General features: G+C 44.5%; 32 protein-coding genes and 1 tRNA gene. 26 read left to right on the top strand and 7 right to left on the bottom strand.

The genetic code is table 11. The features are described 5' to 3' along the window. Positions 1-19: 19 nt before the first annotated feature. Positions 20-1,342, top strand: coding sequence for a histidinol dehydrogenase (hisD, locus tag ICE89_RS07675; protein WP_216265460.1), 1,323 nt, complete (start codon positions 20-22; stop codon positions 1,340-1,342). An 11-nt stretch (positions 1,343-1,353) separates the two neighbouring features. Here hisD and hisC read toward each other — a convergent pair whose 3' ends face one another. Next, positions 1,354-2,421 (bottom strand): histidinol-phosphate transaminase, encoded by a 1,068-nt coding sequence (gene hisC / locus ICE89_RS07670; protein ID WP_216265459.1) that lies wholly within the window; start codon positions 2,419-2,421, stop codon positions 1,354-1,356. 116 nt (positions 2,422-2,537) lie between these two features. On the opposite strand from hisC, the gene hisB reads away from it, so the two are divergent. From hisB to hisF, 4 genes are all read left to right on the top strand, one after another. Continuing rightward, a complete protein-coding gene (gene hisB, locus ICE89_RS07665; protein ID WP_215321305.1) occupies positions 2,538-3,125 on the top strand; it encodes an imidazoleglycerol-phosphate dehydratase HisB in 588 nt (195 codons plus the stop codon). 61 nt (positions 3,126-3,186) lie between these two features. Then, positions 3,187-3,843 (top strand): imidazole glycerol phosphate synthase subunit HisH, encoded by a 657-nt coding sequence (gene hisH / locus ICE89_RS07660; protein ID WP_216265458.1) that lies wholly within the window; start codon positions 3,187-3,189, stop codon positions 3,841-3,843. A gap of 18 nt (positions 3,844-3,861) precedes the next feature. After that, on the top strand, positions 3,862-4,623 hold the full coding sequence (hisA, locus tag ICE89_RS07655) for a 1-(5-phosphoribosyl)-5-[(5-phosphoribosylamino)methylideneamino]imidazole-4-carboxamide isomerase (RefSeq protein WP_216226812.1): 762 nt from the start codon (positions 3,862-3,864) through the stop codon (positions 4,621-4,623). Then, positions 4,623-5,381 carry an imidazole glycerol phosphate synthase subunit HisF gene (hisF, locus tag ICE89_RS07650; RefSeq protein ID WP_216265457.1) on the top strand — a complete coding sequence of 253 codons (759 nt, stop codon included), beginning with the start codon at positions 4,623-4,625 and terminating at the stop codon, positions 5,379-5,381. Before hisA ends, hisF begins: the two co-directional genes overlap by 1 nt. A gap of 9 nt (positions 5,382-5,390) precedes the next feature. Here hisF and ICE89_RS07645 read toward each other — a convergent pair whose 3' ends face one another. Next, positions 5,391-5,783, bottom strand: a complete 393-nt coding sequence (locus tag ICE89_RS07645; protein ID WP_216265456.1) for a type II toxin-antitoxin system HicB family antitoxin — start codon at positions 5,781-5,783, stop codon at positions 5,391-5,393. A gap of 140 nt (positions 5,784-5,923) precedes the next feature. On the opposite strand from ICE89_RS07645, the gene hisI reads away from it, so the two are divergent. The 8 genes from hisI (at position 5,924) to tatC (ending at position 9,427) form a co-directional block, all read left to right on the top strand. Further along, on the top strand, positions 5,924-6,313 hold the full coding sequence (gene hisI / locus ICE89_RS07640) for a phosphoribosyl-AMP cyclohydrolase (protein WP_216265455.1): 390 nt from the start codon (positions 5,924-5,926) through the stop codon (positions 6,311-6,313). Positions 6,314-6,396: 83 nt separating this feature from the next. After that, the gene (locus tag ICE89_RS07635) at positions 6,397-6,660 is read left to right on the top strand and encodes an antitoxin (RefSeq protein ID WP_370623801.1); all 264 of its coding nucleotides are present in this window, start codon (positions 6,397-6,399) and stop codon (positions 6,658-6,660) included. After that, on the top strand, positions 6,660-7,055 hold the full coding sequence (locus ICE89_RS07630) for a type II toxin-antitoxin system VapC family toxin (RefSeq protein WP_255558753.1): 396 nt from the start codon (positions 6,660-6,662) through the stop codon (positions 7,053-7,055). The genes ICE89_RS07635 and ICE89_RS07630 overlap by 1 nt, the downstream gene beginning before the upstream one ends. 16 nt (positions 7,056-7,071) lie before the next feature. After that, complete coding sequence (locus ICE89_RS07625; protein WP_216190697.1) at positions 7,072-7,473, top strand: phosphoribosyl-ATP diphosphatase; 402 nt, start codon at positions 7,072-7,074, stop codon at positions 7,471-7,473. A gap of 24 nt (positions 7,474-7,497) precedes the next feature. Further along, positions 7,498-7,854 carry a histidine triad nucleotide-binding protein gene (locus tag ICE89_RS07620; RefSeq protein ID WP_216265454.1) on the top strand — a complete coding sequence of 119 codons (357 nt, stop codon included), beginning with the start codon at positions 7,498-7,500 and terminating at the stop codon, positions 7,852-7,854. A 16-nt stretch (positions 7,855-7,870) separates the two neighbouring features. After that, positions 7,871-8,092 (top strand): Sec-independent protein translocase subunit TatA, encoded by a 222-nt coding sequence (tatA, locus tag ICE89_RS07615; RefSeq protein WP_216265453.1) that lies wholly within the window; start codon positions 7,871-7,873, stop codon positions 8,090-8,092. A gap of 57 nt (positions 8,093-8,149) precedes the next feature. Then, positions 8,150-8,626: a Sec-independent protein translocase protein TatB gene (gene tatB / locus ICE89_RS07610; RefSeq protein ID WP_216265452.1), complete on the top strand. Its 477-nt coding sequence runs from the start codon at positions 8,150-8,152 to the stop codon at positions 8,624-8,626. 36 nt (positions 8,627-8,662) lie between these two features. Then, the gene (gene tatC / locus ICE89_RS07605; RefSeq protein WP_216265451.1) at positions 8,663-9,427 is read left to right on the top strand and encodes a twin-arginine translocase subunit TatC; all 765 of its coding nucleotides are present in this window, start codon (positions 8,663-8,665) and stop codon (positions 9,425-9,427) included. A 5-nt stretch (positions 9,428-9,432) separates the two neighbouring features. Here the strand turns inward: tatC and ICE89_RS07600 are convergent, their stop codons facing one another. Further along, positions 9,433-10,893, bottom strand: a complete 1,461-nt coding sequence (locus ICE89_RS07600; protein ID WP_216265450.1) for a tetratricopeptide repeat protein — start codon at positions 10,891-10,893, stop codon at positions 9,433-9,435. Positions 10,894-11,101: 208 nt separating this feature from the next. Between ICE89_RS07600 and ICE89_RS07595 the strand changes: the two genes are divergently transcribed. The 6 genes from ICE89_RS07595 (at position 11,102) to ICE89_RS07570 (ending at position 16,234) form a co-directional block, all read left to right on the top strand. Then, positions 11,102-12,376 carry a porin gene (locus ICE89_RS07595; protein WP_216265449.1) on the top strand — a complete coding sequence of 425 codons (1,275 nt, stop codon included), beginning with the start codon at positions 11,102-11,104 and terminating at the stop codon, positions 12,374-12,376. Positions 12,377-12,548: 172 nt separating this feature from the next. Further along, positions 12,549-12,695, top strand: coding sequence for a hypothetical protein (locus ICE89_RS07590; protein WP_216265448.1), 147 nt, complete (start codon positions 12,549-12,551; stop codon positions 12,693-12,695). Between the two features lie 359 nt (positions 12,696-13,054). After that, entirely contained in the window at positions 13,055-13,972 is a 918-nt protein-coding gene (locus ICE89_RS07585; protein ID WP_216265447.1) for an amino acid ABC transporter substrate-binding protein, read from the top strand. A 21-nt stretch (positions 13,973-13,993) separates the two neighbouring features. Next, a complete protein-coding gene (locus tag ICE89_RS07580; RefSeq protein WP_216265446.1) occupies positions 13,994-14,785 on the top strand; it encodes an amino acid ABC transporter permease in 792 nt (263 codons plus the stop codon). A 9-nt stretch (positions 14,786-14,794) separates the two neighbouring features. After that, the gene (locus ICE89_RS07575) at positions 14,795-15,463 is read left to right on the top strand and encodes an amino acid ABC transporter permease (protein WP_216265445.1); all 669 of its coding nucleotides are present in this window, start codon (positions 14,795-14,797) and stop codon (positions 15,461-15,463) included. Positions 15,464-15,499: 36 nt separating this feature from the next. Then, positions 15,500-16,234, top strand: a complete 735-nt coding sequence (locus tag ICE89_RS07570; protein ID WP_216265444.1) for an amino acid ABC transporter ATP-binding protein — start codon at positions 15,500-15,502, stop codon at positions 16,232-16,234. Between the two features lie 22 nt (positions 16,235-16,256). Here the strand turns inward: ICE89_RS07570 and ICE89_RS07565 are convergent, their stop codons facing one another. Further along, entirely contained in the window at positions 16,257-17,435 is a 1,179-nt protein-coding gene (locus ICE89_RS07565) for a Do family serine endopeptidase (RefSeq protein ID WP_216265443.1), read from the bottom strand. A 21-nt stretch (positions 17,436-17,456) separates the two neighbouring features. Beyond that, a complete protein-coding gene (gene mscL, locus ICE89_RS07560; RefSeq protein WP_216265442.1) occupies positions 17,457-17,879 on the bottom strand; it encodes a large conductance mechanosensitive channel protein MscL in 423 nt (140 codons plus the stop codon). A 137-nt stretch (positions 17,880-18,016) separates the two neighbouring features. On the opposite strand from mscL, the gene petA reads away from it, so the two are divergent. The 6 genes from petA (at position 18,017) to ICE89_RS07530 (ending at position 22,087) form a co-directional block, all read left to right on the top strand. Continuing rightward, complete coding sequence (gene petA / locus ICE89_RS07555) at positions 18,017-18,619, top strand: ubiquinol-cytochrome c reductase iron-sulfur subunit (protein ID WP_216263327.1); 603 nt, start codon at positions 18,017-18,019, stop codon at positions 18,617-18,619. A 10-nt stretch (positions 18,620-18,629) separates the two neighbouring features. Then, positions 18,630-20,030 (top strand): cytochrome bc complex cytochrome b subunit, encoded by a 1,401-nt coding sequence (locus tag ICE89_RS07550; RefSeq protein WP_216265441.1) that lies wholly within the window; start codon positions 18,630-18,632, stop codon positions 20,028-20,030. A 41-nt stretch (positions 20,031-20,071) separates the two neighbouring features. Beyond that, complete coding sequence (locus ICE89_RS07545; RefSeq protein ID WP_370625345.1) at positions 20,072-20,845, top strand: cytochrome c1; 774 nt, start codon at positions 20,072-20,074, stop codon at positions 20,843-20,845. Between the two features lie 99 nt (positions 20,846-20,944). Then, positions 20,945-21,556, top strand: coding sequence for a glutathione S-transferase N-terminal domain-containing protein (locus tag ICE89_RS07540; protein ID WP_028819209.1), 612 nt, complete (start codon positions 20,945-20,947; stop codon positions 21,554-21,556). Positions 21,557-21,585: 29 nt separating this feature from the next. Then, entirely contained in the window at positions 21,586-21,993 is a 408-nt protein-coding gene (locus tag ICE89_RS07535) for a ClpXP protease specificity-enhancing factor (RefSeq protein WP_215358887.1), read from the top strand. Positions 21,994-22,011: 18 nt separating this feature from the next. Next, positions 22,012-22,087 (top strand) — tRNA-Thr (locus ICE89_RS07530). A 56-nt stretch (positions 22,088-22,143) separates the two neighbouring features. On the opposite strand, the gene ICE89_RS07525 is transcribed toward ICE89_RS07530, so the two are convergent. Continuing rightward, positions 22,144-23,472 carry an MFS transporter gene (locus ICE89_RS07525; protein WP_216265440.1) on the bottom strand — a complete coding sequence of 443 codons (1,329 nt, stop codon included), beginning with the start codon at positions 23,470-23,472 and terminating at the stop codon, positions 22,144-22,146. Positions 23,473-23,668: 196 nt separating this feature from the next. Here ICE89_RS07525 and ICE89_RS07520 point away from each other — a divergent pair, with 196 nt between their 5' ends. Continuing rightward, complete coding sequence (locus ICE89_RS07520; RefSeq protein WP_216265439.1) at positions 23,669-24,253, top strand: phasin family protein; 585 nt, start codon at positions 23,669-23,671, stop codon at positions 24,251-24,253. Between the two features lie 99 nt (positions 24,254-24,352). Here ICE89_RS07520 and rmuC read toward each other — a convergent pair whose 3' ends face one another. Beyond that, entirely contained in the window at positions 24,353-25,627 is a 1,275-nt protein-coding gene (gene rmuC / locus ICE89_RS07515; RefSeq protein WP_216265438.1) for a DNA recombination protein RmuC, read from the bottom strand. Positions 25,628-25,629: the final 2 nt, after the last annotated feature.

Here is a 25,629-nt window from a genome sequence, read left to right as displayed (position 1 = left end):
ACCAACGATAACCTTATCTATGTCTTCAAATATCAACGTTAAGCGTCTCAACAGCAAGGATGCTGGCTTTAGAGAAATTCTGTTGTCGAGTTTGTCCTTGCCGTCTGCTGATGATGAGGCGATAGATGCTGCAGTAGTGAAGATTTTGGCAGCAGTTAAAGACAAGGGTGATGAAGCGGTTTTGGGATTTACAAAACAGTTTGATCGCTTGAATGTGTCCAGCGTTTCTGATTTAGAGATTTCTCGCAAAGACTTGGAGCTAGCTTACAACTCTTTATCAGCAGAGCAAAAAAATGCTCTCGATATTGCTGCGCAAAGAGTACGCGCTTATCACGAGAAGCAAAAAATCGAAGCAGGTTGCCACTCTTGGGAGTACGAAGAGAAAGATGGAACACGTCTCGGCCAAAAAGTAACTCCATTAGATCGTGTTGGTATTTATGTGCCAGGCGGTAAAGCAGCCTATCCATCGTCTGTGCTGATGAATGCCATTCCTGCAAAAGTAGCGGGTGTTGCTGAAGTGATCATGGTGGTGCCCACTCCTGATGGTGCGCGTAATCCTTTAGTTTTGGCGGCAGCTTATCTTGCTGGCGTAGATCGGGTCTTTACGATTGGCGGTGCTCAGGCAGTTGGCGCTTTAGCCTACGGCACTAAAACTATTCCTTCAGTTGATAAGATTGTTGGACCTGGTAATGCTTATGTAGCGGCAGCCAAGCGCAGAGTCTTTGGCATTGTGGGCATCGATATGATTGCCGGCCCTTCTGAGATCTTGGTGCTCTGTGATGGCTCCAGCAATCCAGATTGGGTTGCGATGGATTTGTTCTCCCAGGCCGAGCATGATGAGCAGGCGCAATCGATCTTGCTGTGTCCAGATGTTCAATATATTGAGCAAGTGCAAGCAAGCATCAATAAGCTTCTCCCAGAAATGCCAAGAGCAAAAGTGATTGAAGTTTCACTCACAAATCGTGCTTTGTTAATTCAGGTAAAAGATATGTCTGAGGCCTGTGAGATTGCTAATGCGATTGCTGCTGAGCACTTAGAGATTTGCGCTGTTGATTCACGTAAGTGGGCTGACCAAATTCATCATGCTGGCGCTATCTTTATGGGCAACTACACTAGCGAATCCTTAGGCGATTACTGCGCCGGCCCTAATCACGTTTTACCGACTGCACGCACGGCACGCTTCTCTTCACCATTGGGAGTGTATGACTTTATCAAGCGCTCGAGCATGATTGAAGTAAGCGAAGCTGGAGCTCAGACCTTGGGTGCTGTTGCAAGTACGCTGGCTCACGGTGAGGGCTTGCAAGCCCATGCACGTGCAGCCGAGATGCGCTTAAAAAAGTAATTCCAAATAACTTAACTCAGGATTTCTTTTAAAGCAGTAACAAGTTCATTGCTTTGTTCATCTGTGCCAATCGTAATGCGCAAGAACTCTTCGATGCGTGGTGATTTAAAGTGACGCACGATAATGCCGCGATCCCGTAATACTTGATATAGCTTGGCACCAGCGTATTTCGGATGGCGAGTGAAAATAAAGTTTGCAGTTGAAGGCAGGGTTGCAAATTCCAAAGCATTGAGTTGCTCAATTAACTTTGCACGAGTTTGCATCACCTTGGCTGAAGTTGCTTCCAGATGCGCTTGGTCCTCAATAGCTGCAACCGCACCAGCTTGAGCAAGGCGTCCCAAGGGGTAGGAGTTAAAACTATTTTTGATTCGCTCCAAGCCCTCAATCAAGGCTGGATGACCAACCGCAAAGCCGACGCGCAGACCAGCTAGAGCACGTGATTTTGAAAGCGTGTGTACTACTAACAAATTTTCTGGACAGTTGGCACCACGCAATAGTGGAATACAAGATTCAGTTCCGTAATCTACGTAAGCTTCATCAATAACAACTACTGAATCTTTATTGCGTAAGAGCAGCACTTCAATTTCTGAGCGGGGAATCGATCTACCAGTAGGAGCATTGGGATTGGGAAAAATAATTCCGCCGTTAGGAGTTTGGTAGTCAGCAGTTTTTATCTCAAAATTTTCGTCCAAGGGAACTATTTGGGCATTAATTCCAAAAAGTTTGCAGTAGACGGGATAGAAGCTATAGGTAATGTCTGGAAAATGTACCGGCTTACTTTGCTTGAGTAAACCAGCAAAGACGTGCGCTAACACTTCATCGGAACCATTACCAACAAAGACTTGATTTGCGTCTAAGCCATGTAATTTAGCGATAGCTTGTTTTAAGGCTGCACCTTCTGGATCGGGATAAAGGCGTAAATCCGCAGTATTTTGACCTTCAATAGCAGCAAGCGCTTTGGGCGATGGGCCATAGGGGCTCTCGTTGGTATTGAGTTTTACTAGCCGCTGCATTTGCGGTTGTTCCCCTGGAACATAGGGGGTTAGGGTTTGAACAACGGGGCTCCAAAAACGGCTCATGAGGGTTCTCAGGTCAAAAATCGGGATAAAAGTGTAGCGATATCGATATTTAAATCTCTTCTAGGAATGATATTATGAGGCTTCAATCAACACTTCGCCTCGCGGCGCAATGAAGCATGCGGCAAGCCGACGTCACCCGAAACACTTCGGAAACCAAAATTCAGATTTCCATCAATCTAGATGGAACCGGTAAGGCTGAGCTAGCCTCCGGGGTTCCTTTTCTAGACCATATGCTCGATCAGATTGCCCGTCACGGCATGATTGACCTCAAAGTGGTTGCAAATGGCGATACCCATATTGATGATCACCACACTGTTGAAGATGTGGGAATCACGCTAGGTCAGGCCTTTGCTAAGGCGGTGGGCGATAAGGCGGGTATTACTCGTTATGGTCATTCCTATGTGCCTCTTGATGAGACCCTCTCTCGAGTTGTGATCGATTTCTCTGGCCGTCCAGGTTTGGAATTTAATGTCCCATTTACTCGTGCACGTGTAGGCGACTTTGATGTGGATCTCAGCATTGAGTTCTTCCGTGGTTTTGTGAACCACGCTGGAGTCACTTTGCACATCGATAATTTGCGCGGTATTAATGCGCATCATCAGATTGAAACTGTGTTCAAGGCTTTTGGTCGCGCTTTGCGTATGGCCTTGGCGGTTGATCCACGTGCTTCAGGCGCCATTCCTTCAACCAAAGGAAGTCTTTAATCTAGACTCCCCACGGTTGCTTAGAAGACAACAGTAGATAACAATAGACAGCAGGTAAATTTTGGCGCAAACCATTGCGATCGTCGATTATGGAATGGGTAATCTCCGTTCTGTATATCAAGCATTTCATCATGTTGCGCCTGATGACAATGTATTGATTGCTCATCAGCCAGAAGAGATCCATTCTGCAGATCGCGTTGTTTTGCCTGGTCAAGGTGCTATGCCAGATTGCATGAAGCATCTAAAAGAATCCGGATTATTAGATGCCTTATTGGAGGCCTCTAAAAGTAAGCCGCTTTTAGGGGTCTGTGTCGGAGAGCAAATGCTCTTTGATAGAAGTGCAGAGGTACGTGTCGCCGAGCAATGGACGCCTTGCTTGGCTTTGATTCCCGGGGAAGTGCGTCGTTTTGAACTGGCTGGCAAAATGCAGCCAGACGGATCCTCTTATAAAGTCCCTCATATGGGCTGGAACCAAGTGCGCCAAGACCGCATGCACCCTCTTTGGGATGGCATACCTGATTTAACGAGCTTTTATTTTGTGCATAGCTACTATGTTGTGCCGCAGCGCAATGAAGATACGGCTGGCTCTACTGAGTATGGCGATTGGTTTACTTCTGCGGTTGCGCGAGATAATATTTTTGCAACTCAATTCCATCCAGAAAAAAGTGCAGAATACGGTTTAAAGCTTTATCAAAATTTTGTTTCTTGGCAACCTTAATATTCTTAACCATTCGCTATGCTGCTGATTCCCGCAATTGATCTTAAAGACGGCCACTGTGTTCGACTCGAACAGGGTGATATGGATAAAGCCACGGTGTTTTCAGAAGACCCTGGCGCAATGGCGGCGCATTGGATTAGCAAGGGTGCTCGACGCTTACATTTAGTAGATCTCAATGGCGCATTTGCTGGCAAGCTCAAAAATGAGTCTGCGATTAAATCGATCCTCAAAGCGGTTGGTAATGAAATCCCTGTCCAACTCGGTGGTGGTATTCGTGATCTTGAAACCATTGAACGTTTATTGGATGACGGTATTAGCACTGTCATCATTGGTACGGCAGCTGTGAAGAATCCCGGCTTTGTACAAGATGCTTGTACAGCATTTCCAGGGCATGTCATGGTTGGGCTGGATGCACGCGATGGCAAAGTGGCAACGGATGGCTGGAGCAAGATTACTGGTCACGAAGTGATTGATCTTGCCAAGAAATTTGAAGACTGGGGCGTTGAAGCCATTATCTATACCGACATTGGGCGCGATGGCATGCTCAAAGGCGTGAATATTGATGCTACGGTCAAGTTGGCTCAGGCAATACGTATTCCAGTTATTGCTAGTGGCGGCTTATCGAACAACCAAGATATTGATGCACTCTGTAAGGCTGAAGAAGAGGGTGTCATGGGCGTTATCGCTGGCCGTTCTATTTATGCTGGCGACCTGGATCTTGCAGCCGCTCAAAAATACGCTGATGAATTAACACTCAAATATAAGAAGAAAATTATCTAGTGTTAACCAAGCGAATTATTCCTTGTCTTGATGTCACTGCAGGGCGCGTAGTTAAAGGTGTGAACTTTGTAGGCCTGCGCGACGCAGGCGACCCCGTTGAAATTGCTAAACGGTATGACACCCAAGGCGCAGACGAACTCACTTTTTTGGATATTACCGCCACCTCGGATGGACGCGATCTGATTTTGCACATCATTGAAGATGTTGCATCACAAGTATTTATTCCTTTGACTGTTGGCGGTGGTGTGCGCGCTGTTGCCGATGTGCGTCGCTTGCTCAATGCTGGCGCAGATAAAGTGAGCATGAATTCTTCTGCGGTTGCTAATCCGGATTTAGTGTCTGATGCAGCTGCCTATTACGGCTCTCAATGTATTGTGGTGGCGATTGATGCCAAACAAACAGAGGCTGGCAATTGGGAAGTGTTCACTCATGGTGGTAGAACGGCTACCGGTATCGATGTGGTTGAATGGGCTAAAGAAGTTACCAAGCGCGGCGCTGGTGAAATCTTATTAACCAGTATGAACCGTGATGGCAGCAAAGATGGTTTTGATTTGGCTTTAACTGCTGCAGTAAGTGATGCAGTATCTATCCCAGTGATTGCTTCTGGCGGCGTTGGTAATTTGCAGCATTTAGTCGATGGAATCACCAAAGGCCATGCAGATGCTGTGTTGGCCGCCAGTATTTTTCACTATGGTGAATACACCGTTGGGCAGGCGAAAGAATATATGGCTGCCCAGGGAATCCCGGTTCGAATTTAGGTGGGTTTCTTAAGCGCTAATCGCCATATGCGCGATAAATGCTGAGCGGTTTTCACCAGCGGATTTGGCCTTAGCATCTAATCTTGCCAGCACTCTTTTTGGTAAAGAGATATTTACTCTTTCGATATCGTCTGACAGTAATGCCGGGTCAATCTCAGCAATTGCCCAGATATATCCTTTGAACTCTTTCTTCTTTTGAAGATCAGTAATAGAGCTGGGCTTTGGGATATCTTCGCCCGCGTCTAATGCAGCCTCAATCCAAAGCTCAATCGCTTCTTTGGCATTCTCAATAGCCTCATCAATTCCACTGTCAGCTGCAGAAAAGCAGCCTGGCATATCGGGAACAATCACACCCCACGCTAACTTATCTCCACCCGGTTCAATAGCAATTGGATATTTCATGATTAATCCCACTAGTTTAATTAGATACACACTATACACACAAATCAGGATAGTGTCCATGAGGTGAGTTGGGGCAGTACCTCAATCGTGCGCAATCGCTTATTTACTTGGCCCCTAACAATTCTGTCAAAATTGAACAAATGTCAGATATGAATAAAAACTCACAAGACCAGGCCTTTTTAGAAGCGGTGACTTGGAATGAGCAGGGCTTAGTCCCCGTCATTACCCAGGAAGCAAGTAGCGGCGATGTTTTGATGATGGCCTGGATGAATCGTGACGCCTTATTGGAAACCTTACGCTTAGGCGAGGCAGTCTACTGGACTCGTTCCAGACAAAAACTGTGGCACAAGGGCGAAGAGTCTGGCCATACTCAGAAAGTAAAAGAAATTCGTCTGGATTGTGATGGTGATACGATTTTGCTGATGGTTGAGCAAAAAGACGGGATTGCTTGCCATACGGGTGAGCATAGCTGCTTCTTTAGAGGGTGGGATTCTGTAAGCTCAAATTGGCAAAAGATCAGTAAAAACTGACCCAAATAAATATTTAAGGGCTTTATTTCCACTTGATAATTGTTTAGACTGGTATATACTTTGATATATACCAAGGGGCTAGGATGATGGGTCTAACAGCAAAAATCTTTATGAATGGGCGTAGTCAAGCAATAAGATTGCCTGCAGCCTTTCGTTTTGAGGAAAAAGAAGTATTTATTCGGCGTGATCCCAGTACTGGCGATTTAATTCTGTCCAGAAGACCTGAAAACTGGGATAGCTTTTTTGTGGCGCTTGCAAGCGCAGATGTTCCTCTAGATTTCTTAAGTCCCGAAGATCGAAATCAAGACTCGCAAGATCGAGATCCTTTTGCTGGAGTCAATGACTGATGAGATATATGCTCGATACCAATACCATCAGCAGCCTCATTAAGAAAAACCCAGTAGTAAGTAGAAAAATCGCTAGTGTTCCCATGGAAAGACTATGCTTGTCAGGTATATCTGAGGGTGAAATTCTCTATGGTTTGGCAAAAAAGCCAAATGCAAGGAACTTACATTTGGTTGTGCAAGAGTTTTTAAAGCGAGTGGATGTTTTAGTTTGGGATACCGATGTAGCCGAGCATTATGGTGTTTTAAGGGCCCAGTTAGAGGGCAGTGGAAATGTGTTGGGCTCTCTTGACATGCAAATTGCAGCACATGCTTCTCAGCTTGGAGCAATTCTGGTGACAAATGACCAGGCTTTTAAAAGGATAGAGCAGTTAAAGGTAGAGGATTGGACTGTATAGTCTGCAAAATATATCAATGAACAAAATACTGAACTCAGACAAAAAAATTGAATCTGCTCTAACTCATTTAGCCGATGTAGTTGATCAACGTCGTGATGCATTTAAGGCAGGCCAAGCAGATCCCAAAACTTCATATACCGCTTTGCTCTTTTCAAAGGGTGATGACGGGATCTTGAAAAAGATTGGTGAAGAAGCGACTGAGGCTGTGATGGCGGCAAAAGATGCGCGCAACTCGAACTTGGCGGCTGATCAGCAAAAGCTCTTAGTGGGCGAAATGGCTGATTTGTGGTTTCACTGCTTGATTGCTTTATCTCAATTTAACCTGCGCCCGGAAGATGTGATTGCCGAACTTGATCGTCGTCTGGGAACATCCGGCATCGAAGAGAAGGCTGCGAGAAAAGCTGCTGGTAAAGAGTAAGCACGAATAAATACGAGAAAAAGTATGTCACACGATCCTAATTGCCTGTTTTGTAAGATTTCTCAAGGTTTGATTCCTTCCCAGAAGGTCTATGAAGATGAAGAAATCTACGCTTTTATGGATATCAACCCAGCAGCGCCTATCCATTTCTTGATGATTCCAAAAAAACATATCCCTATGCTGGAGTCAACAGAAAGCGTAGATGCGCCTTTGCTAGGTAGAATGATGGAATTAGCACCGCGTCTTGCCAAAGAGCAAGGCTGTCGTCCTGGTAAGGATGGTGGCTTTAGATTGATGGTAAACAATGGTGCGGATGGTGGGCAGGAGGTCTATCACTTGCACTTACATGTGATGGGCGGTCCCCGCCCCTGGAAAAAATAATCCAAGGAGATTAAAAATGGGTTCATTTAGCATTTGGCATTGGTTGATTGTTTTAGTTATCGTGATGTTGGTATTCGGTACCAAAAAATTGCGCAATATCGGTCAAGATTTGGGCGGCGCTGTAAAAGGCTTTAAAGATGGCATGAAATCTGCCGAGGAGCCTAAAGAGCAAATTCAACAAAGTTCTGCAACAGCAGACAAGACTGTTGATATTCACGCTAAAGACGTAAACAAATAACTAACTAATAACTGAAGCGCAATTGAAACTCATGCTGCAATTAAATAACTGCGTTAAATGATTGATCTCGGAGTTTCAAAACTTGCGCTGATTGCTGTAGTTGCTCTGGTGGTGGTTGGACCAGAGCGCCTGCCAAAAGTAGCCCGCATGGCTGGTAATTTGTTTGGACGTGCTCAACGCTATATGGCTGAAGTTAAGTCTGAAGTGAGTCGTCAGATGGAGGTGGAAGAATTTAAAAAGTTTCGGGAAGAAACTGCTGCCACTCTCAAAGAGGTTGAAAACAGTATTGGCTCAACAGTTCAAGAGGCTGGCGCTAACTTAAGTGATCAGGCGGATATTTTTGAAACGAGCTTTGAAAAGCCGCCTTTAGATGAAAAGGAAGTCCTTCGCAAAACCAAGCGCCAAGGCCGTAATAGCTGGGGGGTGCGCCGTGCTGCAAGACCCCTTTGGTTCAAGCGTTCCGCAGGCATTCGTACTCGAGTGCAATCTGGCGCTGCTAGGATGAAGCGCTTTCATCACAGCGCTGGTAAATAAAAATCATAGTAATTAAAAGAATAAAAATATCTAACCATGTCTGAAAATAATTCAAGTGAAGATTCGGGATTGCAAGAAACATTTCTATCCCACTTATTTGAATTACGAGATCGCGTAATTAAGGCAGCGCTAGCAATCATTGTTGTCTTCGTATGTCTAGTCTACTGGGCGCCTGATATTTTCCATTTGTTTGCACAGCCTTTATTGGAGGCATTGCCCGCTGGCGGCAAGATGATCGTTACTGACGTTACCGGTTCTTTCTTTGTGCCGATGAAAGTCACCATGTTAGTGGCATTCATCATTGCGTTACCAGTGGTGATGTATCAATTATGGGCATTTATTGCGCCGGGTTTGTATCTGCATGAGCGAAAACTTATTTTGCCTTTGGTGGTCAGTAGTTACACCTTATTCATTATCGGTATGGCCTTTGCCTACTTCCTTGTTTTCCCAACGGTCTTCAAATTTATGGCGAGTTACAACGCACCATTGGGCGCTGAGATGTCGACTGACATCGATAACTATCTCAGTTTTGCCATGACTACTTTTTTGGCATTCGGAATCACCTTTGAAGTTCCAGTGGTCGTTGTTGTATTAGTCCGTATGGGCATGGTTCCACTAGCCAAGCTTAGAGAGATTCGTCCTTACGTCATTGTTGGAGCTTTTGTGATTTCTGCAGTGGTAACTCCGCCAGATGTATTGTCCCAATTACTGCTGGCCGTGCCAATGACTTTGCTCTATGAGTTGGGCTTATTGGTGGCACGCCTCTATGTGCCTAAGCCAGCAGAAGATGAGGCTAAGTAGGCGCCTTAAGCCAACTCTGGATCTGATTGATTCTTGGTGTTTTTAGAAAAAGCGCTAATCAACCAATTAGTGACCTGATCAAAGCGATAACGTCTTTGACGCAAATTGCCTTCAATCTCCGGCTCTACTCCAACAAAAGCTTTGCCTGCTGCCAATAAGGCTCGACGCTGTTGAATGGTTTCAATCTGAATCAATCTGGGCAAAATCTTGGGGAGTTCCCAGCGAATATCCACTACTACACAGTGCTCATGTTGTAGTTGGCCTACTTCCGAAAGCAATAACTCTGCTTTACTAAAGTTAAATTGATTTGCAATGATGAGGCGATGGCAGAGCAGAAGCCAATCCTCATCTAGCTTGTGTTCAGCATGATGGTTAATGGCTTGATCGGCATATTGCGCCAGCTCATACCAATCATTGCGTTTGGGGTTTGGGCAACTCACTAATATTTTTCCAAGCAATTCTTTTGCTTTGGCTACACCCTGTTGTTGGGCTTGCCATATCCAGTATGAGGCTTGTAGTCCCCGAACCTTTTCTTCGTTCCTTTCGCGCTTTCGCCACAGATTGGCGCCTTTCCGAAGTTGCGCTTGTGGATGACCAAGGTCTGCTGCACGATCAAAGCAGCGATCACTTTCGGTGGCGCTGTATCCAGAAAATTGAGGGCGACGATAAATTTCGCCTAAAGCGTACCAGGCATCACGGTCACCATCCTTTGCAGCTAGCTCAATCCAATGGGCAGCTTTTTTCAAGGAGGCATTTGATTTTGTCTCGGCTGCACCATCTAACTGAGCAAGACGTAACCCTAGCGTCAACTTCGCTACAGTTAAACCTAATTCGGCAGCTTGGGTCAGCGCATCTTCATTCCGATCTTCCAACCAAACGTTCCAAAGCGAAGATAAGGCTTCATTTTTTGGTTGTAATTTAATGAGCAGTTCTTTTGCTTGCGTGGCGAAAGTGGAGTTTCCATCCGCGAGCTCTTTCAAATACTGACGAGCTCTTTTTTGTAATGCATTGAAATCTTGGCCTGAAAATTTTTCGCTTAAGGAGGACGATTGCTTTTTAACCCAATCCATTAGTTGTATCTGTAATTCTTGATTGCTAGGATTAATCAATAAGTTTGCTAGCTGCCATTTGGCCGCTAAAGCGTTATTAGATTCATCTTGCGCCTCTGTTAAGCGCCAAAATGATTCCCATCCAAACTGAAATGCAGGGGAATAAAAGGTTTCTGCAAGGGGGATGTTGGCCATCAAGCTCAAAATACTGTGATTCTCTGGCTGGCTTGTGGATTGAGTATTGGGAGCTTGGCTTTTGGCTGATAAATATGATTTTTCTAGCCAAATCAAAGCGTTAGAGGGTTGTATGGGCGTCTTGAACGCCCCGGTGAGGTAGGCTTCTGCCAGTTTTTGTTGCGCCAATACGTCACCCAATCGGGCTGAACTAAGGATTTTTAAGAATTCGCGACTTGCCATGTAACAATTTTGGCATTAGGAGGTCTTAAAAGACATAAAAGATGTCCTTTGTTGCCGAGATACAACGAAGAAAGCCAAAAAACTGCCTTTTGACAAGCAAAAAGAGCTCATAAATGCGCTGACCCCCAGTCTACCCAGGCAAAACCAGCAAAATTCACAGGTCCCAGTTTTATTTGGGCATTACTTTCAATTTATGGAGATTTACAGAATGAAAAAATCGCTATTAGCACTTGCAGCTATGACAGCGTTTGCTGGCGCAGCTCAAGCACAGTCAAGCGTGACTGTATATGGTATTTTGGACGTTGGTTATGCTGGTGGTAAGGCAACTGATACATCTGCAACTGGTGTAAAAACAGTTACTAACGTAAGCCAATTTGGTCAAAGCCAAGAGTCGTCAAGCCGTTTAGGTTTCAAAGGTACTGAAGATTTAGGTGGTGGTTCTTCAGCATTCTTTACCGTTGAGTTGGGCTTGAACCCAGAATCAGCAAACATCAGCGGTGGTTCAGTTCCGTTTGATAAATGGCAACAAACTTCTAACAATCCAGGCTCTGCAGTTGACAACCGTCAATCATTTGCTGGTTTGAAAAAGAATGGTATTGGCCAATTTGCTTTTGGTCGTCAATACACTGTAATTTTCCAAGAAGCTGCTAAGACAGATCCAACACAATTAGCTAACGTTCAAGGTAACGTAATCTATCAAGGTTCTACAACTATCAAGCCAGCTGCTGGTTCTATGCAATATGGTGAGTCATTCACTAACCGTGCTGACAATGCGTTGACTGCTGGTACAGATACTTTTGCTGGTTTCCAAGGCAATGCTTTCTATGCTTTAGCAAATACAAACCTTACAGATACTGGCGCTGCAAATACTGGTAACCAGAACTGGAACGGTTATGGTTTGAATGCTAACTACACATGGCACAACTTGTACGCAACTGTTGCATATCAGTCATTCAAGACTCAAGTAAACAATGGTATCAACGCTTCTGCTGCTAACCTTAGCATCAACGGTGCTGGTCCTACAGGCGGTCAATTGACTGCTGCTGGTGCTTTGATTCCTGCTGTTCAAATCTCTGACAAGCAAACATACGTTGCTGGTACTTATGACTTCGGCATCTTGAAGGCATACGCACAGTGGATTGGTCGTAAGATTCAAAATGACTACACTTCAACAGTTGCTACAGCTGCTGGTGCTCAGTTGAACCGTACTGCACAAGCTATCGGTGTTCGTTCTTACATTACTCCAACAATCGAAGCTTACGGTCAATTGGGTAACGGTAAATGGACTGGTCCAGTTGCTGCAACTGGTACACCAGCGAGCGCAAGCTTTGTTGGTTGGCAAGTTGGTTCTAACTACTACCTCAGCAAGCGTACTAACCTCTATGCGATTTATGGCTCAACAAACACAAGCCAATCAACAGTTATCGCTGGTTCAGGCGCATCTGCTAACCAATACGCTGTAGGCTTACGCCACACTTTCTAATTTAACGCTAGCGTAAGCTAGTATTGAATTTAGATAACAGTCGTACTGAAACCCACCGTGAAAACACGGTGGGTTTTTTCTATTCCGACCCTTGAAAAAGTGAAAACTTTCTTATAGAACCTATTTACATTGATGCCTTAGCGATGTCGAAATGCAAAAAAGGAGTAAATAGATGAAACAAGCCTTCTTATTAATAGTTGCAGCTATAGCACTCGCTTTGATGGGTTGTGCGGCAAGCAGTACCTCACCAGACGGCGTTAATTGCAGTCCACAAACTCCATGGCAGGACAAAAACCCAGATTGTGTAGGCGGCCGCTAATTTGGGTGTCTCACGCAAACAAGTTTTTGATCTCGCAAACAACTTAAAAACCCACTATGCAATATGGTGGGTTTTTTCATTAGAGCCACTTGAATTATTTATTCGTACTATCTCAAATTTCAAGCAAGAAAATGGTGTCCTCTGACTCTTATGAGGGTAGGGCGTGTCGATTGGGTATACCTTATTTACTATCTATTGCGGTATTGGATATCAAAACCCTTTCTTTTAGAGTTAAATTAAAACTCAAGAGCGTTCATTTTGTAATTGCGCTGGATTTAAACCCAAATACCTGCTAAAAAGAATACTGTTTCTAAACTGCTATCAATAATTCTTTAGCATTCAAAAGGATATACATAAAAATGAATAAGCTAGCTTCAATTTCTTCAGTTACTTTTGCACTTATAGCTTTATTAGCTGGTGCCAATTCTGTTTTCGCTGCAAGCGCTACTCTCGATAAAATTAAATCTAGTGGGTCAGTGACCATGGGTGTACGCGAGTCTTCAATACCAATGTCCTACACCACTGGCGATAGCCGTTTTGACGGTTACCATGTTGAGATATGCCGCATGATTTTGGGTGATATTAAGGATAAGTTGGGTCTGAGTACTCTACGTATTAACTATCAGCCAGTGACTTCACAAAATCGCGTTCCTTTGGTGCAAAACGGCACAGTTGATATCGAGTGCGGCACAACAACAAACAATACGGCCCGCGCCAAAGATGTTGGCTTTGCAAATACTTTGTATGTTGAAGAGGTTCGCATTGCCGTAAAAGCAAACTCTGGAATTAAATCTATTGCTGATTTAAATGGTAAAAAAGTGGCTACAACAACAGGAACTACTTCTGTACAACTCTTGCGTAAGCACGAAAAAGCCAATGGTGTAAATTTTGACGAGGTATTCGGTAAAGATCATGCTGACAGCTTTCTATTGCTTGAGTCTGGTCGCGCCGATGCCTTTGTGATGGACGGTTCTATTTTGGCTGGAAATATTGCTAACTCCAAGAATCCAAAAGATTTCAAAATTGTGGGCGAAGTTCTTTCTACTGAGCCAATTGCCATTATGGTTCCAAAGAATGATCCCGAGTTTAAAGCTGCTGTGAATGCTGCTATTGCGAAGATCGTTGCAAATGGAAAAATGCCTGGGTTGTGGAGCAAGTGGTTCTTATCACCAATTCCACCAAAAAATATCGTAGTTGGTCTTGAATTGTCTCCAGCAACTAAAAATGCTTGGGCTAATTTGAACGACAAGCCTGCGGAAGACTACAACAAGAAGTAATTCAATATATAAGTTTCCTATATGGCATTAGATTTAGGCGTTTTTTGTAAAAGCACTCTAGATGGAGAGGTGGTTGAACACTGCTTCTCCTCTATTCTCGGGCTTGGACAAAACGCAGACCCTAGTTATCTTGACTGGCTGATGAAGGCTTGGGGCTGGACTCTGGCGGTAGCGGCTCTAGGTCTTGCAATTGCCTTGATTTTGGGTGCCGTGATGGGCACTTTGAGAACCCTGCCAAATAATGGGAGGTTGAGTAGGGTATTAGTGCAACTTTCAACTGCTTGGGTAGAGTTATTTAGAAATATTCCCGTCTTAGTGCAGGTATTCCTCTGGTATCACGTTATCCCTGCTTTTGTTCTGCCTTTAAAAGCACTGCCATCGTATTGGTTGGTCAGCATTGCCTTGGGCTTCTTTACGTCTGCTCGTATAGCAGAGCAGGTGCGCGCTGGCATTCAGTCTTTACCTAGCGGGCAACGAGCTGCGGCAACTGCGTTGGGTTTAACTACTCCGCAAACTTATCGCTATGTCATATTGCCTATGGCATTACGTATTGTCATTCCGCCTCTGACATCTGAGAGTATGAATGTGATCAAAAACTCTTCAGTTGCCTTCGCTGTATCTGTACCTGAGCTCACTTTATTTGCGATGCAGGCGCAAGAGGAAACCTCTCACGGCGTAGAGATTTATTTGGCCGTTACTGCGCTCTATGCTTTATCTGCATTTGCCGTTAATCGTGTGATGGCCTTGATCGAAAAAAGAAGTCGTATTCCTGGTTTTATTGCTGCGTCGAATGATGCAAGTCTGGCTCATTAAGGGAATGATATGTTGAGCTTAGACTTAAGTTTTTATAACTGGGAACTCTTTACAAATTATATTTTGAAGGGCCTGCTATTTAGCGTGCAGCTCACTGTCATTGCTACAGTTGGCGGTATTGTGGTTGGCACCTTCTTAGCCTTAATGAGGCTCTCTGGCAAACCTTCCTTGGTTTATCCAGCAACGTTTTACGTTAATACCATGCGCTCTATTCCATTGGTCATGGTCATTCTTTGGTTCTTCTTGCTCATACCAATGTTAATTGGCAGGCCTATAGGAGCAGACTTATCTGCCACTATTACCTTTATTGCTTTTGAGGCCGCCTTCTTCTCAGAGATTGTGAGAGCTGGTATTCAGTCGGTTCCAAAAGGTCAGATTTATGCAGGAGAAGCATTGGGCATGACTTACGGGCAAAACATGCGACTAGTTGTTTTGCCCCAAGCCTTTCGAAATATGATTCCAGTTTTTATGACGCAGACCATTATCTTGTTCCAAGATACCTCTTTAGTTTATGCCATTGGCGCTTATGACCTCTTAAAAGGTTTTGAGATTGCTGGAAAAAATTATGGTCGCCCAATTGAGACTTATATTTTGGCTGCCGCTACGTATTTCGTTATCTGTTTTTCACTGTCAAAAGCAGTGCGCGCCATTCAGGCAAAAGTTGCCATTATTCGCTAATTATTTTTTTGATCGCTACACTCTACATAGACCATCATGATTGAACTTCAAAACGTTTCTAAATGGTATGGCTCCTTTCAGGTTTTGACTGATTGCACAACGTCAATCAAAAAAGGGGAGGTAGTAGTTATTTGCGGTCCTTCAGGTTCGGGTAAATCAACTTTAATTAAAACCATTAATGCATTAGAGCCATTTCAATCTGGTCAAATTTCTGTTGATGGCATTAATCTCCATGACCCTAAAACTAATTTGCCTAAACTGCGCGCCCGCGTTGGGATGGTGTTTCAGCACTTTGAACTTTTCCCACACTTAAGCATTACTGAGAATCTTACGCTTGCTCAAAGCAAGGTATTGGGACGTTCAGCTGATGAAGCGAAAAAGCATGGCCTGAAATATTTAGAGCGTGTTGGTTTGAGTGCTCAAAAAGATAAATTTCCGGGGCAACTATCGGGCGGTCAACAACAACGCGTTGCTATTGCTCGTGCATTGAGTATGGATCCGATTGTGATGTTGTTCGATGAGCCTACTTCTGCGCTTGACCCTGAAATGGTTGGTGAAGTTTTGGACGTGATGGTCAAACTTGCCAATGAAGGTATGACTATGTGCTGTGTGACTCACGAAATGGGTTTTGCTCGCAAGGTCAGTCATCGAGTGATCTTTATGGATCAAGGCCGCATTATTGAGGATTGCACCAAAGATGAATTCTTTGGAAATCCTGATGCACGTTCGCCTAGGGCTAAAGACTTCTTATCCAAAATACTGGCTGGATAGTTTTAATGAATTAGCTCTTGGGCTAATTGTTGGTCTTTGGCGTTGGCCTTTTCCCCGTTTGAACATTTAACTCCAATTCTTTATCTTTGCGTAAGATTTTTAGTGTCGCTTCATTGCCAGGCCCAATCTGCGCAATTTGATTCAATAATTGCCTTACATCCTTGGTGCTGCTGCCATTCACTGCTACCAGCAGATCTCCAGGCTTCACGCCGCCTCTAGCTGCGGGGCCACCCTCTAGAACGCCCGATAAAAGCACGCCCTCGGTATTTTTAGGGAGCCCAAGTGATTCCAAAAGCTCCATGGATAGATTTTGAGGCTCAACACCGATCCAACCCCGTGTAACGCTACCATTGTTAAGAATCGATTCCATCACCTGTTTTGCAAGGTTGATTGGAATCGCAAAACCAATTCCCATGGAACCTCCATTATTGGAATAAATAGCAGTGTTAATTCCAATCAAATGTCCTCGTGTATCTACTAAAGCGCCACCGGAATTTCCGGGGTTAATCGCAGCATCAGTTTGAATAAAGTTTTCAAAAGTATTGATGCCCACATGATCGCGACCCACAGCAGAAATAATTCCAGAGGTAACAGTTTGACCCACTCCAAATGGATTGCCAATAGCGAGTACGACATCACCAACATGAATAGATTCAACTTTTCCTAGGGTGATCGCTGTTGGCAATTGTTTGGCGTCAATTTTTAATACAGCAATATCTGTTTCGGGATCGCCGCCAATGATTTTGGCTTTCACTTTTCTGCCATCAGAAAGTGCTACATCAATTTCATCTGCATCACTAATAACATGATAGTTAGTGAGAATAATTCCCTCTGGGCTGACTATCACCCCCGAACCCAGGCTGGAACTGGGCTCTGCGTCAGGGGGTTGATCTCCGAAAAAGAATTTAAATAAAGGATCTGCTGATTTATTACCATGTTCTTTGCGAGTTTTAGGCTTTTTATTTTCCTTGCTCGTAAAAATATTGACGACAGCGGGCATCGATTTTTTTACTGCCTCGTGATACGAGCCTGGACTAATTTCAGAGTTATCGTAAGTTCCTTCTCGCAGAGTGACACTCTCGACCATTGAACTCATTTGCATGTTTGATATCCAACTGGGTTTAAGTGTGGCAACGGTGAACCATGCAGCCATCAAAATGGTGACAGATTGCGCAAACAGTATCCAGAGCCGATTCAGCATTTTTTATAGCGCGTGGGTAAGTTATTTTTTAAGACTGTCACGAATCTCGCGCAGTAAAACGACATCCTCAGGAACTGGAGATGGAGGAGGGGCATCCAGCAGGCGAATTTTATTAACCACTTTGACCATTTGGAAAATGACGAATGCCAAAAGGACAAAATTGATTGAAATGGTGATGAAGTTGCCATAGGCAAAAATGGGTACACCGGCTTTTTTCAGGCCATCAAAGGTCCTGGGAACGCCTTCTGGAATATAGCCCAGTACGATAAAAAGGTTAGTAAAGTCAATATGACCCCCTAAAAGGGTGGAAATTACGGGCATAACGATGTCGTTCACCAGGGAATCCACGATTTTCCCGAAGGCGCCGCCAATAATGACACCGACTGCCAAATCAATCACATTGCCCTTTACGGCAAAGTCGCGAAACTCCTTTAAAACGCTCATAAATACTCCCTTTTTAGTATAGATACAGATTAACCCGAGATTAACCCCATAACTTTCTTGCTTACCTCACTTTTTACTTTAAAATCCTATCTTTAAGCAATTTCCACCCATAAATACCCTTTCTAGGAATTTTGTAAATGAGTGACAAGCCCTGTATGGACAAGGATCGCCGTAACTGGTTGATCGCCACATCGGCGGTTGGTGGCGTAGGTGCAGCCGCAGCCCTTTACCCTTTTGTAGACAGTTTTGAGCCTTCTGAGCGCGCAAAAGCCGCTGGAGCTGCTGTTGAAATCGATATCTCTGGTATGCAGCCAGATGAAATGAGAATGGTGGAGTGGCGCGGTAAGCCGGTTTGGGTGGTGCGTCGCACTCCTGAGCAGGTCGCTGAGTTATCGAAGATTGATAACGAATTAGCTGATCCGAATTCATTGCGTGACCCATCCCAATTCACACCTCCTTATGCCCAGAATCAGTGGCGTTCTATCAAGCCTGAGTACCTGGTGGTGGTTGGTATTTGCACCCACTTGGGATGCTCTCCTAATGCTAAGTTTGAGGCCGGTCCTCAGCCATCCCTACCAAACACTTGGCCAGGCGGCTTCCTTTGCCCATGCCATGGTTCCACATTTGATATGGCAGGTCGTGTATTTAAGAACAAACCAGCCCCAGATAATCTTGAAGTGCCGCCACACATGTATTTGAGCGACACCAAGATTCTGGTTGGCGAAGATAAGAAGGCCTAAGGAGAGATAAATGGCATTCCACGAAAAAGAAGTTCCAGCAGACGCTTCTGCAGCCCAAAAGCTAATGGCTTGGGTTGACTCACGTCTACCTGTAACAGAAGCATTTAAGCGTCATATGAGCGAGTACTACGCTCCAAAAAATCTGAATTTCTTCTATATTTTTGGCGCATTAGCCATCGTAGTATTGGTAAATCAGATTCTTACCGGTATTTTCTTGACCATGAACTATAAGCCTGATGCTGCAAAGGCTTTTGAGTCAGTTGAATACATCATGCGTGAAGTTCCATGGGGCTGGATGATTCGCTATATGCACTCCACTGGCGCCTCTATGTTCTTTGTAGTGGTTTATATGCACATGTTCCGTGGTTTGATCTACGGCTCTTATCGCAAGCCACGTGAACTCATTTGGATCTTCGGTTGCGCAATTTTCTTGTGTTTGATGGGCGAAGCATTCTTCGGTTACTTGCTCCCATGGGGTCAAATGTCCTATTGGGGCGCTCAAGTGATCGTGAACTTGTTTTCTGCAATTCCATTCATTGGCCCAGACCTATCTTTATGGTTGCGTGGTGACTATGTTGTGGGTGATGCAACCCTCAATCGTTTCTTCGCATTCCACGTTATCGCAATTCCATTGGTATTGGTTGGCTTGGTTGCGGCCCATATTTTGGCTCTGCATGAGGTGGGTTCAAATAATCCAGATGGCGTTGAAATTAAAGAAAACTTGGATGCAAATGGCCACCCAGTGGATGGCATTCCATTTCACCCTTTTTACTCAGTGCATGACGTAATGTATTTGGGTGGATTTCTGATGGTGTTTGCATGTATCGTGTTCTTTGCACCAGAGATGGGTGGTTACTTCCTTGAGGCAAATAACTTCGTTCCTGCGAACCCATTCCAAACACCTCCGCACATTGCTCCCGTTTGGTATTTCACACCGTTCTACTCAATGTTGCGTGCAACTACAACGAACTTCTTGCTGCCTTTATGGATCTTCTTGGCAGTCATCCTCGGAATGTTTGCACTGAAGAGCAAGAACCTCAAGGTGAAGGGCGCATGTGCTGCAATCGCACTCGCGTTGGCAGCTGGCTTCTACTTATTTGATGCTAAGTTCTGGGGTGTTGTGATCATGGGCGGTTCTGTTGTGATCATGTTCTTCTTGCCTTGGCTTGATCACTCACCTGTGAAGTCCATTCGCTATCGCCCAGATTTCCATAAGTATATTTATGGCGTATTTGTAGTGAGCTTTGTGATCTTGGGTTACTTGGGTATTCAGCCGCCATCACCAGTGTTTGAAAAGATTTCTCAGATATGCACTATTTACTATCTGGGCTTCTTCTTGGGAATGCCGTTCTGGAGCACGCTTGGTAAATTTAAGCCAGTTCCAACACGCGTTACTTTTAAGTCCCATTAATTCACGCCTGAGATACTGGCAAAGAGAAATTAGGAATTAGTATGAAACAAATTCTGCAAACTTTGATGGGCGTCTGCCAAGCAACAGTATTGGTTGCCGCCCTGGGCTTTGGCGTTAGTGCCAATGCAAATGAAGGTGGCTTTCCTTTGGATCAAGCCCCTAATCGTGTAAGTAACAATGCCTCGTTACAAAACGGCGCAAAGTTATTTGTGAACTACTGCTTGAATTGCCATGCTGCCGCAAGTATGCGTTACAACCGTTTGCGCGATATTGGCTTGACTGATCAACAAATCAAAGACAACCTCATTTTGACGGATGCCAAAGTAGGCGATTTGATGACTATCTCGATGACACCAAAAGAAGCCAAAGCTTGGTTTGGTAAGACTCCGCCTGACTTATCAGTTGAGGCGCGTGCTCGTGGAGCGGACTGGCTTTATACCTACCTCCGTACTTTCTACAAAGATGACACGACACAAACTGGTTGGAATAATTTGGTCTATCCTAAAGTTGGTATGCCACACGTTCTCTGGCAGTTACAGGGTGAGCGTGCTGCGAAGTTTGAGGAGCATAAAGATCCGCATGACCCTAGCAGAACTGAAGAAGTCTTTGTTGGCTTTGAGCAGTTAACTCCCGGCAAAATGAGCACACAAGAGTATGACGACAACATCGCCGACTTGGTTGCTTTTATGTCTTGGATGGCTGAGCCAGTTCAGTTGGAGCGTAAGCGTCTTGGTGTAGTGGTGCTCTTGTTCTTGGCAATCTTTACTCTGTTGGCTTGGCGTTTGAATAAGGCCTATTGGAAAGATATTCACTAATTGAATTTGATGGGTCCTGAGGTTAGGACCCATTAGTGAAGAGATTTAACGCTGTTGTGCGTTTGTTGTATTGAAGTAGAAATTTAAGGAAATAAATTTATGATGGTGTTGTACTCGGGTACTAACTGCCCATTCTCGCAACGCTGCCGTTTGGTGCTTTTTGAAAAAGGCATGGATTTTGAAATCCGCGATGTCGACTTGTTTAATAAGCCTGAAGATATTTCGGTAATGAACCCTTACGGCCAAGTGCCTATCTTGGTTGAACGTGATCTAATTTTGTATGAGTCCAACATCATCAATGAATACATTGATGAGCGTTTCCCTCACCCACAATTAATGCCGCCTGATCCAGTAGCACGCGCACGCGCACGCCTCTTCCTCTTCAATTTCGAGAAAGAATTGTTTGTGCACGTAGCTGCTCTGGAAAATGAAAAAGGTAAAGCAGCTGAAAAGACCCATGAAAAAGCACGTTTAGCGATTCGTGATCGTTTGACTCAGTTGGCACCAATTTTTGTTAAAAACAAATACATGTTGGGCGATGAGTTCTCTATGCTGGACGTTGCGATTGCACCATTGTTATGGCGTCTTGAGCACTATGGCATCGATCTCTCTCGCAACGCAGCAGCCTTGCTGAAATACGCTGAGCGTATTTTTAGCAGGCCTGCGTACATCGAGGCTTTGACTCCTTCTGAGAAGGTAATGCGCCGCTAAGCATTTCTATCGGTACATGACGCGTCGGTATGTCTGACATTCCAAGTAACAAACCATATCTAATCCGTGCCCTACATCAGTGGTGCACGGATTTTGGTTTTACGCCCTTCATAGCCGTTTTTGTGGATGCTAGGGTAGAAGTGCCTATGGAATTTGTGAAGAACGATGAGATCGTTCTGAATCTTTCCGTGGAGGCTTGCCATCAGCTGGCGATAGAAAACGATTGGATAAGCTTCCAGGCGAGATTTGGCGGCATTCCAAGAAAGATCATGGTCCCGGTCACCCATGTTCTAGCAATCTACGCCAGGGAAAATGGTCAAGGGATGTCTTTCCCATTTGATCCAGCTCAGGCCCGTGATCTTCATATTGCGGATTCTGAAGATCAGACCCCTGAAAAACCCAAAACTACAAGACCATCCTTGAAGATTGTGAAATAGGATAAAATATCAACCGTTGCCCCTTTAGCTCATCTGGTAGAGCAACTGATTTGTAATCAGTAGGTGGTCTGTTCGAGTCGGACAAGGGGCACCAAGTATTTGAAAGCTTCTAAGTTAAACGCTTAGAAGCTTTTTTCTTTAGCGCCAAAGTTACAGGCGTAGATTTGTTTTTCTGGTCTCTGGTAAATATAGGAGGGCCACAATAGCAGCACTTGCTAAAAATACAGTTGGGTACCACAGCCCAGCGCTGTCACTTTGCCAACGTTGATTTAACCAGGTCACGATTAAAGGAAGTAAGCCACCAATCCAGCCAGCAGCTAAATTGTGGGGTAGTGTTGCTGCGCTGTTTCTGGTTTTAGCTGGAAAGAGTTCGGCTAGCATGGCCGTCTGAGGGCCAACCACTAAAGCAAGTGCTAGAGATAAACCGATAAGAAGTGCGCCTATCAAAATAAGATTAAGAGTGTCGGCTGGGTTGTTGAGATATTCCATCCCAATGTTCTTAAGCAGATAAAACGCCGGCAAAATAAATGCAGCACCTAAGAACAGTCCGCAAACCACAACAGGTTTGCGACCAATCTTATCCGATAACCATCCAGCAAAAATAGTGAGTGGAAATAAGGCTAAGGTTCCATAAATACTGAGCTGGTCAACTAACTCGGGCGCCAGTTTCACAGAAGTTTTTAGAAAAATCGCTGTATAGACTTGTACACAAAAGAACAGCACTGCCCCGCCCGCCGAGATGCAGAAGAAGAGTAAAAACATGCGTTTGCGAGTTTGTGGATCGCGGAAGTTATTAAGTAGTGGACTTGCAGATTGTTGATGGGATTTGCTTAACTCTAAAAAAATAGGCGTTTCTTCTAAGGCCATACGTGCTTTGAACGCTACTAGTAGTAGTGCAATTGAAATCCAAAATGGCACACGCCAGCCCCAAGATTGGAATTCCTCTGGTGAGAGCTGGCTTCTGAGTAATGCAATTTGCAAGGTGGAGAATAGAATGCCAAGAGGGCCCATAAGCTGAAGGAAGCTAGTCTTAAACCCCCTGTGCTCATTACCAGCATGTTCGGTGAGGTAGACGGCACTTCCGCCAATTTCACCGCCGGCAGAGAGTCCTTGAAGCAGGCGCAGGGCAACTAATAGAATGGGCGCCCAAATGCCTACTTGGGCATAAGTAGGTAAAAAGCCAACGCTCACGGTTGCTATCCCCATCAATGCAATGGTGATCATGAAAACCGGTTTACGGCCGATCCGATCGCCCATAGAGCCAAAAAGTGCAGCTCCAATAGGTCTAACTACCATCCCAACGCCAAAAGTCGCCAGGCTCGCTAAAAGGGCTGTATTGGGGTCTGTTGAGGGAAAGAAGAGCGGGGCAAAAACCACTGCCAAGGTTGCAAATGTCAGGAAGTCATACCACTCTAAAAAGGTTCCAAAACAGGCTGCAATAGCAACTTTTGGATAGGAATGAGAATTCTGATATGACATTAAGTTATTGATTGTATTGAGTTTATTTTATTTAGATAATATATTTGTTGCGTAGCAGCAAAAACTTCTTGATTTGTCATATTCCTTCAGTTACAGTTTGATGGTGCAGTGCAATATTTAAGGTATCTACAGTTTTCCATCTCTTAAATCGTGCGCTTAATTGACTAGTTGTACCACTTAATTTCTGGAGAAATACATGAACCAAGATCAAATCACCGCTAAATTGTCCCAAATTAATAGCAAAGGCCTTGAGGCTACATTTTCTTTGAGCGAAGCTGCTTTGGAAAATGCCCAAAAATTGGCTGAGCTGAACTATGCCGCTTCTAAAGACGTATTGGTAAACGCTCAAGACGGCATTCAACAAGTGCTGACAGCGAAAGATCCTAAGCAAGTTACTGAGTTGTTAAATGCAGAAACTTTGCAATCTGCTGGTAACCAAGCAGTTGCTTACCAAAAGAAAGTTAGCAAAGTATTGCGCGATAGCAATAAAGAATTTGTAAACGTAGTTGATGCAAGCATCGACCAGTTACAAAATGGTTTCCAAGATTGGATCAATACTGTTGCCGCTAACGCACCTGCCGGTTCAGAAACTTTCTTGTCTTCATTTAAGACTGTATACGGTAGCGCATTGCAAGGTTTTGAACAGTTCCGCGCTGCTAGCAAAGAGGCTTTTGCTACTGCAGAAAAAACTGTTGATCAAGCAATCGAAACTGTACAAGGTCAAATCTCTCAAGTTAAGAAAGCTGCTACACCTGCATCACGTAGCCGTAAATCAGCTTAATTTTCTGCTGACTTAAAGGATTGATTCAGTAGTCGGTATTAAAAAACCCCGCTTAGTGCAAACAAAGCGGGGTTTGTGTTTTACTACATTCTGAGATGATTATTCAAAGTCGGAAGAGGACTCAATCAACGGCGAGGCCAGATTTTTGCTGGGTTTCACACCAAGTTCACGGACCTTTTCGGCTGACCGGATGAGGTTACCTTTGCCGGTTTTTAGTTTATTAAATGCATCGTGATAGCTGGTTTGCGCTTGGTCTAAGCGCTGCCCTAACTTTTCTAGATCATCTACAAAGCCTACAAACTTATCGTAAAGGTTGCCACACTGTTTTGCGATTTCTAATGCATTGCGATTTTGATGATCCTGTCGCCATAGGTGAGCAACTGTTCGCAGCGTGGCCATAAGAGTGCTTGGGCATACCAATACAATATTTTTAGCTAGAGCTTCTTGATATAAGTTTGGAGCGGTCTTTAATGCCAGCAAGAACGCAGGCTCTATAGGCACAAACATCAAGACAAAGTCGACGGAACCCACGCCATAAAGAGAACTATAGTTCTTTCCAGAAAGCCCTTGGATATGTTGACGCAGTGATTGGATATGCGCAGCTAGTTCTTGCTCAGCAACTACGGGGTCAGTAGTCTCAGCATGGCGGGCATAGGCTGTTATGGAGACTTTGCTGTCAACAACCAAGCTTCTACCTTCTGGTAGCTTAATCACAACGTCGGGCTGGAGGCGCGAGCCATCTGCTTGCGTATGACTGTCTTGCACAAGATACTCTTCACCCTTGCGTAGACCAGAAGATTCCAGGATAGACTCTAATACCAGCTCACCCCAATTACCTTGAACCTTCGAATCACCCTTTAAAGCCTGAGTTAAGGAGCGCGTTTCATCTGACATTCGCAGATTGAGATTAGCCAAGCGCTCGATTTCACTTTTGAGAGCATGGCGCTCACGAGCTTCATTGCCATAAGAAGTGCTGACTTGCTCTTTAAATTCCGTAAGCTTAGTTTGCAGAGGTTTTAATAGGGCGTCTAGGCTCGCTGCATTTTGTTCAGTAAAACGCTTTGACTTATCTTCTAGAATCTCATTAGCTAAATTTTTGAACTGATTTGTCAAAGCTTCTTTTGCTTCATTGAGCGATTCAATTCTGCCTAGACCTTGCTTGCGTTCAGAGTCTAACTCTGCTTCTAGGCGAATCGCATTTTGTAGTGCTTGGTCACGCTCCGTGCGCAAACTGATTGCTAGGGCAAGCTCAGCTTGGGCTTGCAGCTCAACGCGAGCAAGGGTAGAGCGTAGGTTTAAGGCATAAACTAAAAGGCCTGCACAAAATCCAAATGGCAGGCCAAATAATAGAAGAGAGCTTAAATCAAAGGTCACAG

It is taken from the genome of Polynucleobacter sp. AP-Kaivos-20-H2 (genome assembly GCF_018882215.1).
GTDB lineage: Bacteria > Pseudomonadota > Gammaproteobacteria > Burkholderiales > Burkholderiaceae > Polynucleobacter.
The sequence above is the reverse complement of the archived record's forward strand: the minus strand, read 5'-3'. Positions and strand labels throughout refer to the sequence as shown.

Bases quoted from the DNA above. Each gene is read 5' to 3' on its own strand.
- ICE89_RS07600 (WP_216265450.1), bottom strand. From the start codon at position 10,893: ATGGCAAGTCGCGAATTCTTAAAAATCCTTAGTTCAGCCCGATTGGGT.
- hisC (WP_216265459.1), bottom strand. From the start codon at position 2,421: ATGAGCCGTTTTTGGAGCCCCGTTGTTCAAACCCTAACCCCCTATGTT.
- hisI (WP_216265455.1), top strand. From the start codon at position 5,924: ATGTCAGATATGAATAAAAACTCACAAGACCAGGCCTTTTTAGAAGCG.
- petA (WP_216263327.1), top strand. From the start codon at position 18,017: ATGAGTGACAAGCCCTGTATGGACAAGGATCGCCGTAACTGGTTGATC.
- hisB (WP_215321305.1), top strand. From the start codon at position 2,538: ATGCGGCAAGCCGACGTCACCCGAAACACTTCGGAAACCAAAATTCAG.
- ICE89_RS07580 (WP_216265446.1), top strand. From the start codon at position 13,994: ATGGCATTAGATTTAGGCGTTTTTTGTAAAAGCACTCTAGATGGAGAG.
- tatB (WP_216265452.1), top strand. From the start codon at position 8,150: ATGATTGATCTCGGAGTTTCAAAACTTGCGCTGATTGCTGTAGTTGCT.
- ICE89_RS07535 (WP_215358887.1), top strand. From the start codon at position 21,586: ATGTCTGACATTCCAAGTAACAAACCATATCTAATCCGTGCCCTACAT.
- ICE89_RS07565 (WP_216265443.1), bottom strand. From the start codon at position 17,435: ATGCTGAATCGGCTCTGGATACTGTTTGCGCAATCTGTCACCATTTTG.
- ICE89_RS07625 (WP_216190697.1), top strand. From the start codon at position 7,072: ATGAACAAAATACTGAACTCAGACAAAAAAATTGAATCTGCTCTAACT.
- ICE89_RS07585 (WP_216265447.1), top strand. From the start codon at position 13,055: ATGAATAAGCTAGCTTCAATTTCTTCAGTTACTTTTGCACTTATAGCT.
- ICE89_RS07575 (WP_216265445.1), top strand. From the start codon at position 14,795: ATGTTGAGCTTAGACTTAAGTTTTTATAACTGGGAACTCTTTACAAAT.
- ICE89_RS07595 (WP_216265449.1), top strand. From the start codon at position 11,102: ATGAAAAAATCGCTATTAGCACTTGCAGCTATGACAGCGTTTGCTGGC.
- ICE89_RS07550 (WP_216265441.1), top strand. From the start codon at position 18,630: ATGGCATTCCACGAAAAAGAAGTTCCAGCAGACGCTTCTGCAGCCCAA.
- ICE89_RS07590 (WP_216265448.1), top strand. From the start codon at position 12,549: ATGAAACAAGCCTTCTTATTAATAGTTGCAGCTATAGCACTCGCTTTG.
- ICE89_RS07570 (WP_216265444.1), top strand. From the start codon at position 15,500: ATGATTGAACTTCAAAACGTTTCTAAATGGTATGGCTCCTTTCAGGTT.
- ICE89_RS07630 (WP_255558753.1), top strand. From the start codon at position 6,660: ATGAGATATATGCTCGATACCAATACCATCAGCAGCCTCATTAAGAAA.
- ICE89_RS07525 (WP_216265440.1), bottom strand. From the start codon at position 23,472: ATGTCATATCAGAATTCTCATTCCTATCCAAAAGTTGCTATTGCAGCC.
- ICE89_RS07520 (WP_216265439.1), top strand. From the start codon at position 23,669: ATGAACCAAGATCAAATCACCGCTAAATTGTCCCAAATTAATAGCAAA.
- mscL (WP_216265442.1), bottom strand. From the start codon at position 17,879: ATGAGCGTTTTAAAGGAGTTTCGCGACTTTGCCGTAAAGGGCAATGTG.
- ICE89_RS07545 (WP_370625345.1), top strand. From the start codon at position 20,072: ATGAAACAAATTCTGCAAACTTTGATGGGCGTCTGCCAAGCAACAGTA.
- hisD (WP_216265460.1), top strand. From the start codon at position 20: ATGTCTTCAAATATCAACGTTAAGCGTCTCAACAGCAAGGATGCTGGC.
- ICE89_RS07645 (WP_216265456.1), bottom strand. From the start codon at position 5,783: ATGAAATATCCAATTGCTATTGAACCGGGTGGAGATAAGTTAGCGTGG.
- hisA (WP_216226812.1), top strand. From the start codon at position 3,862: ATGCTGCTGATTCCCGCAATTGATCTTAAAGACGGCCACTGTGTTCGA.
- tatC (WP_216265451.1), top strand. From the start codon at position 8,663: ATGTCTGAAAATAATTCAAGTGAAGATTCGGGATTGCAAGAAACATTT.
- tatA (WP_216265453.1), top strand. From the start codon at position 7,871: ATGGGTTCATTTAGCATTTGGCATTGGTTGATTGTTTTAGTTATCGTG.
- ICE89_RS07635 (WP_370623801.1), top strand. From the start codon at position 6,397: ATGATGGGTCTAACAGCAAAAATCTTTATGAATGGGCGTAGTCAAGCA.
- ICE89_RS07540 (WP_028819209.1), top strand. From the start codon at position 20,945: ATGATGGTGTTGTACTCGGGTACTAACTGCCCATTCTCGCAACGCTGC.
- ICE89_RS07620 (WP_216265454.1), top strand. From the start codon at position 7,498: ATGTCACACGATCCTAATTGCCTGTTTTGTAAGATTTCTCAAGGTTTG.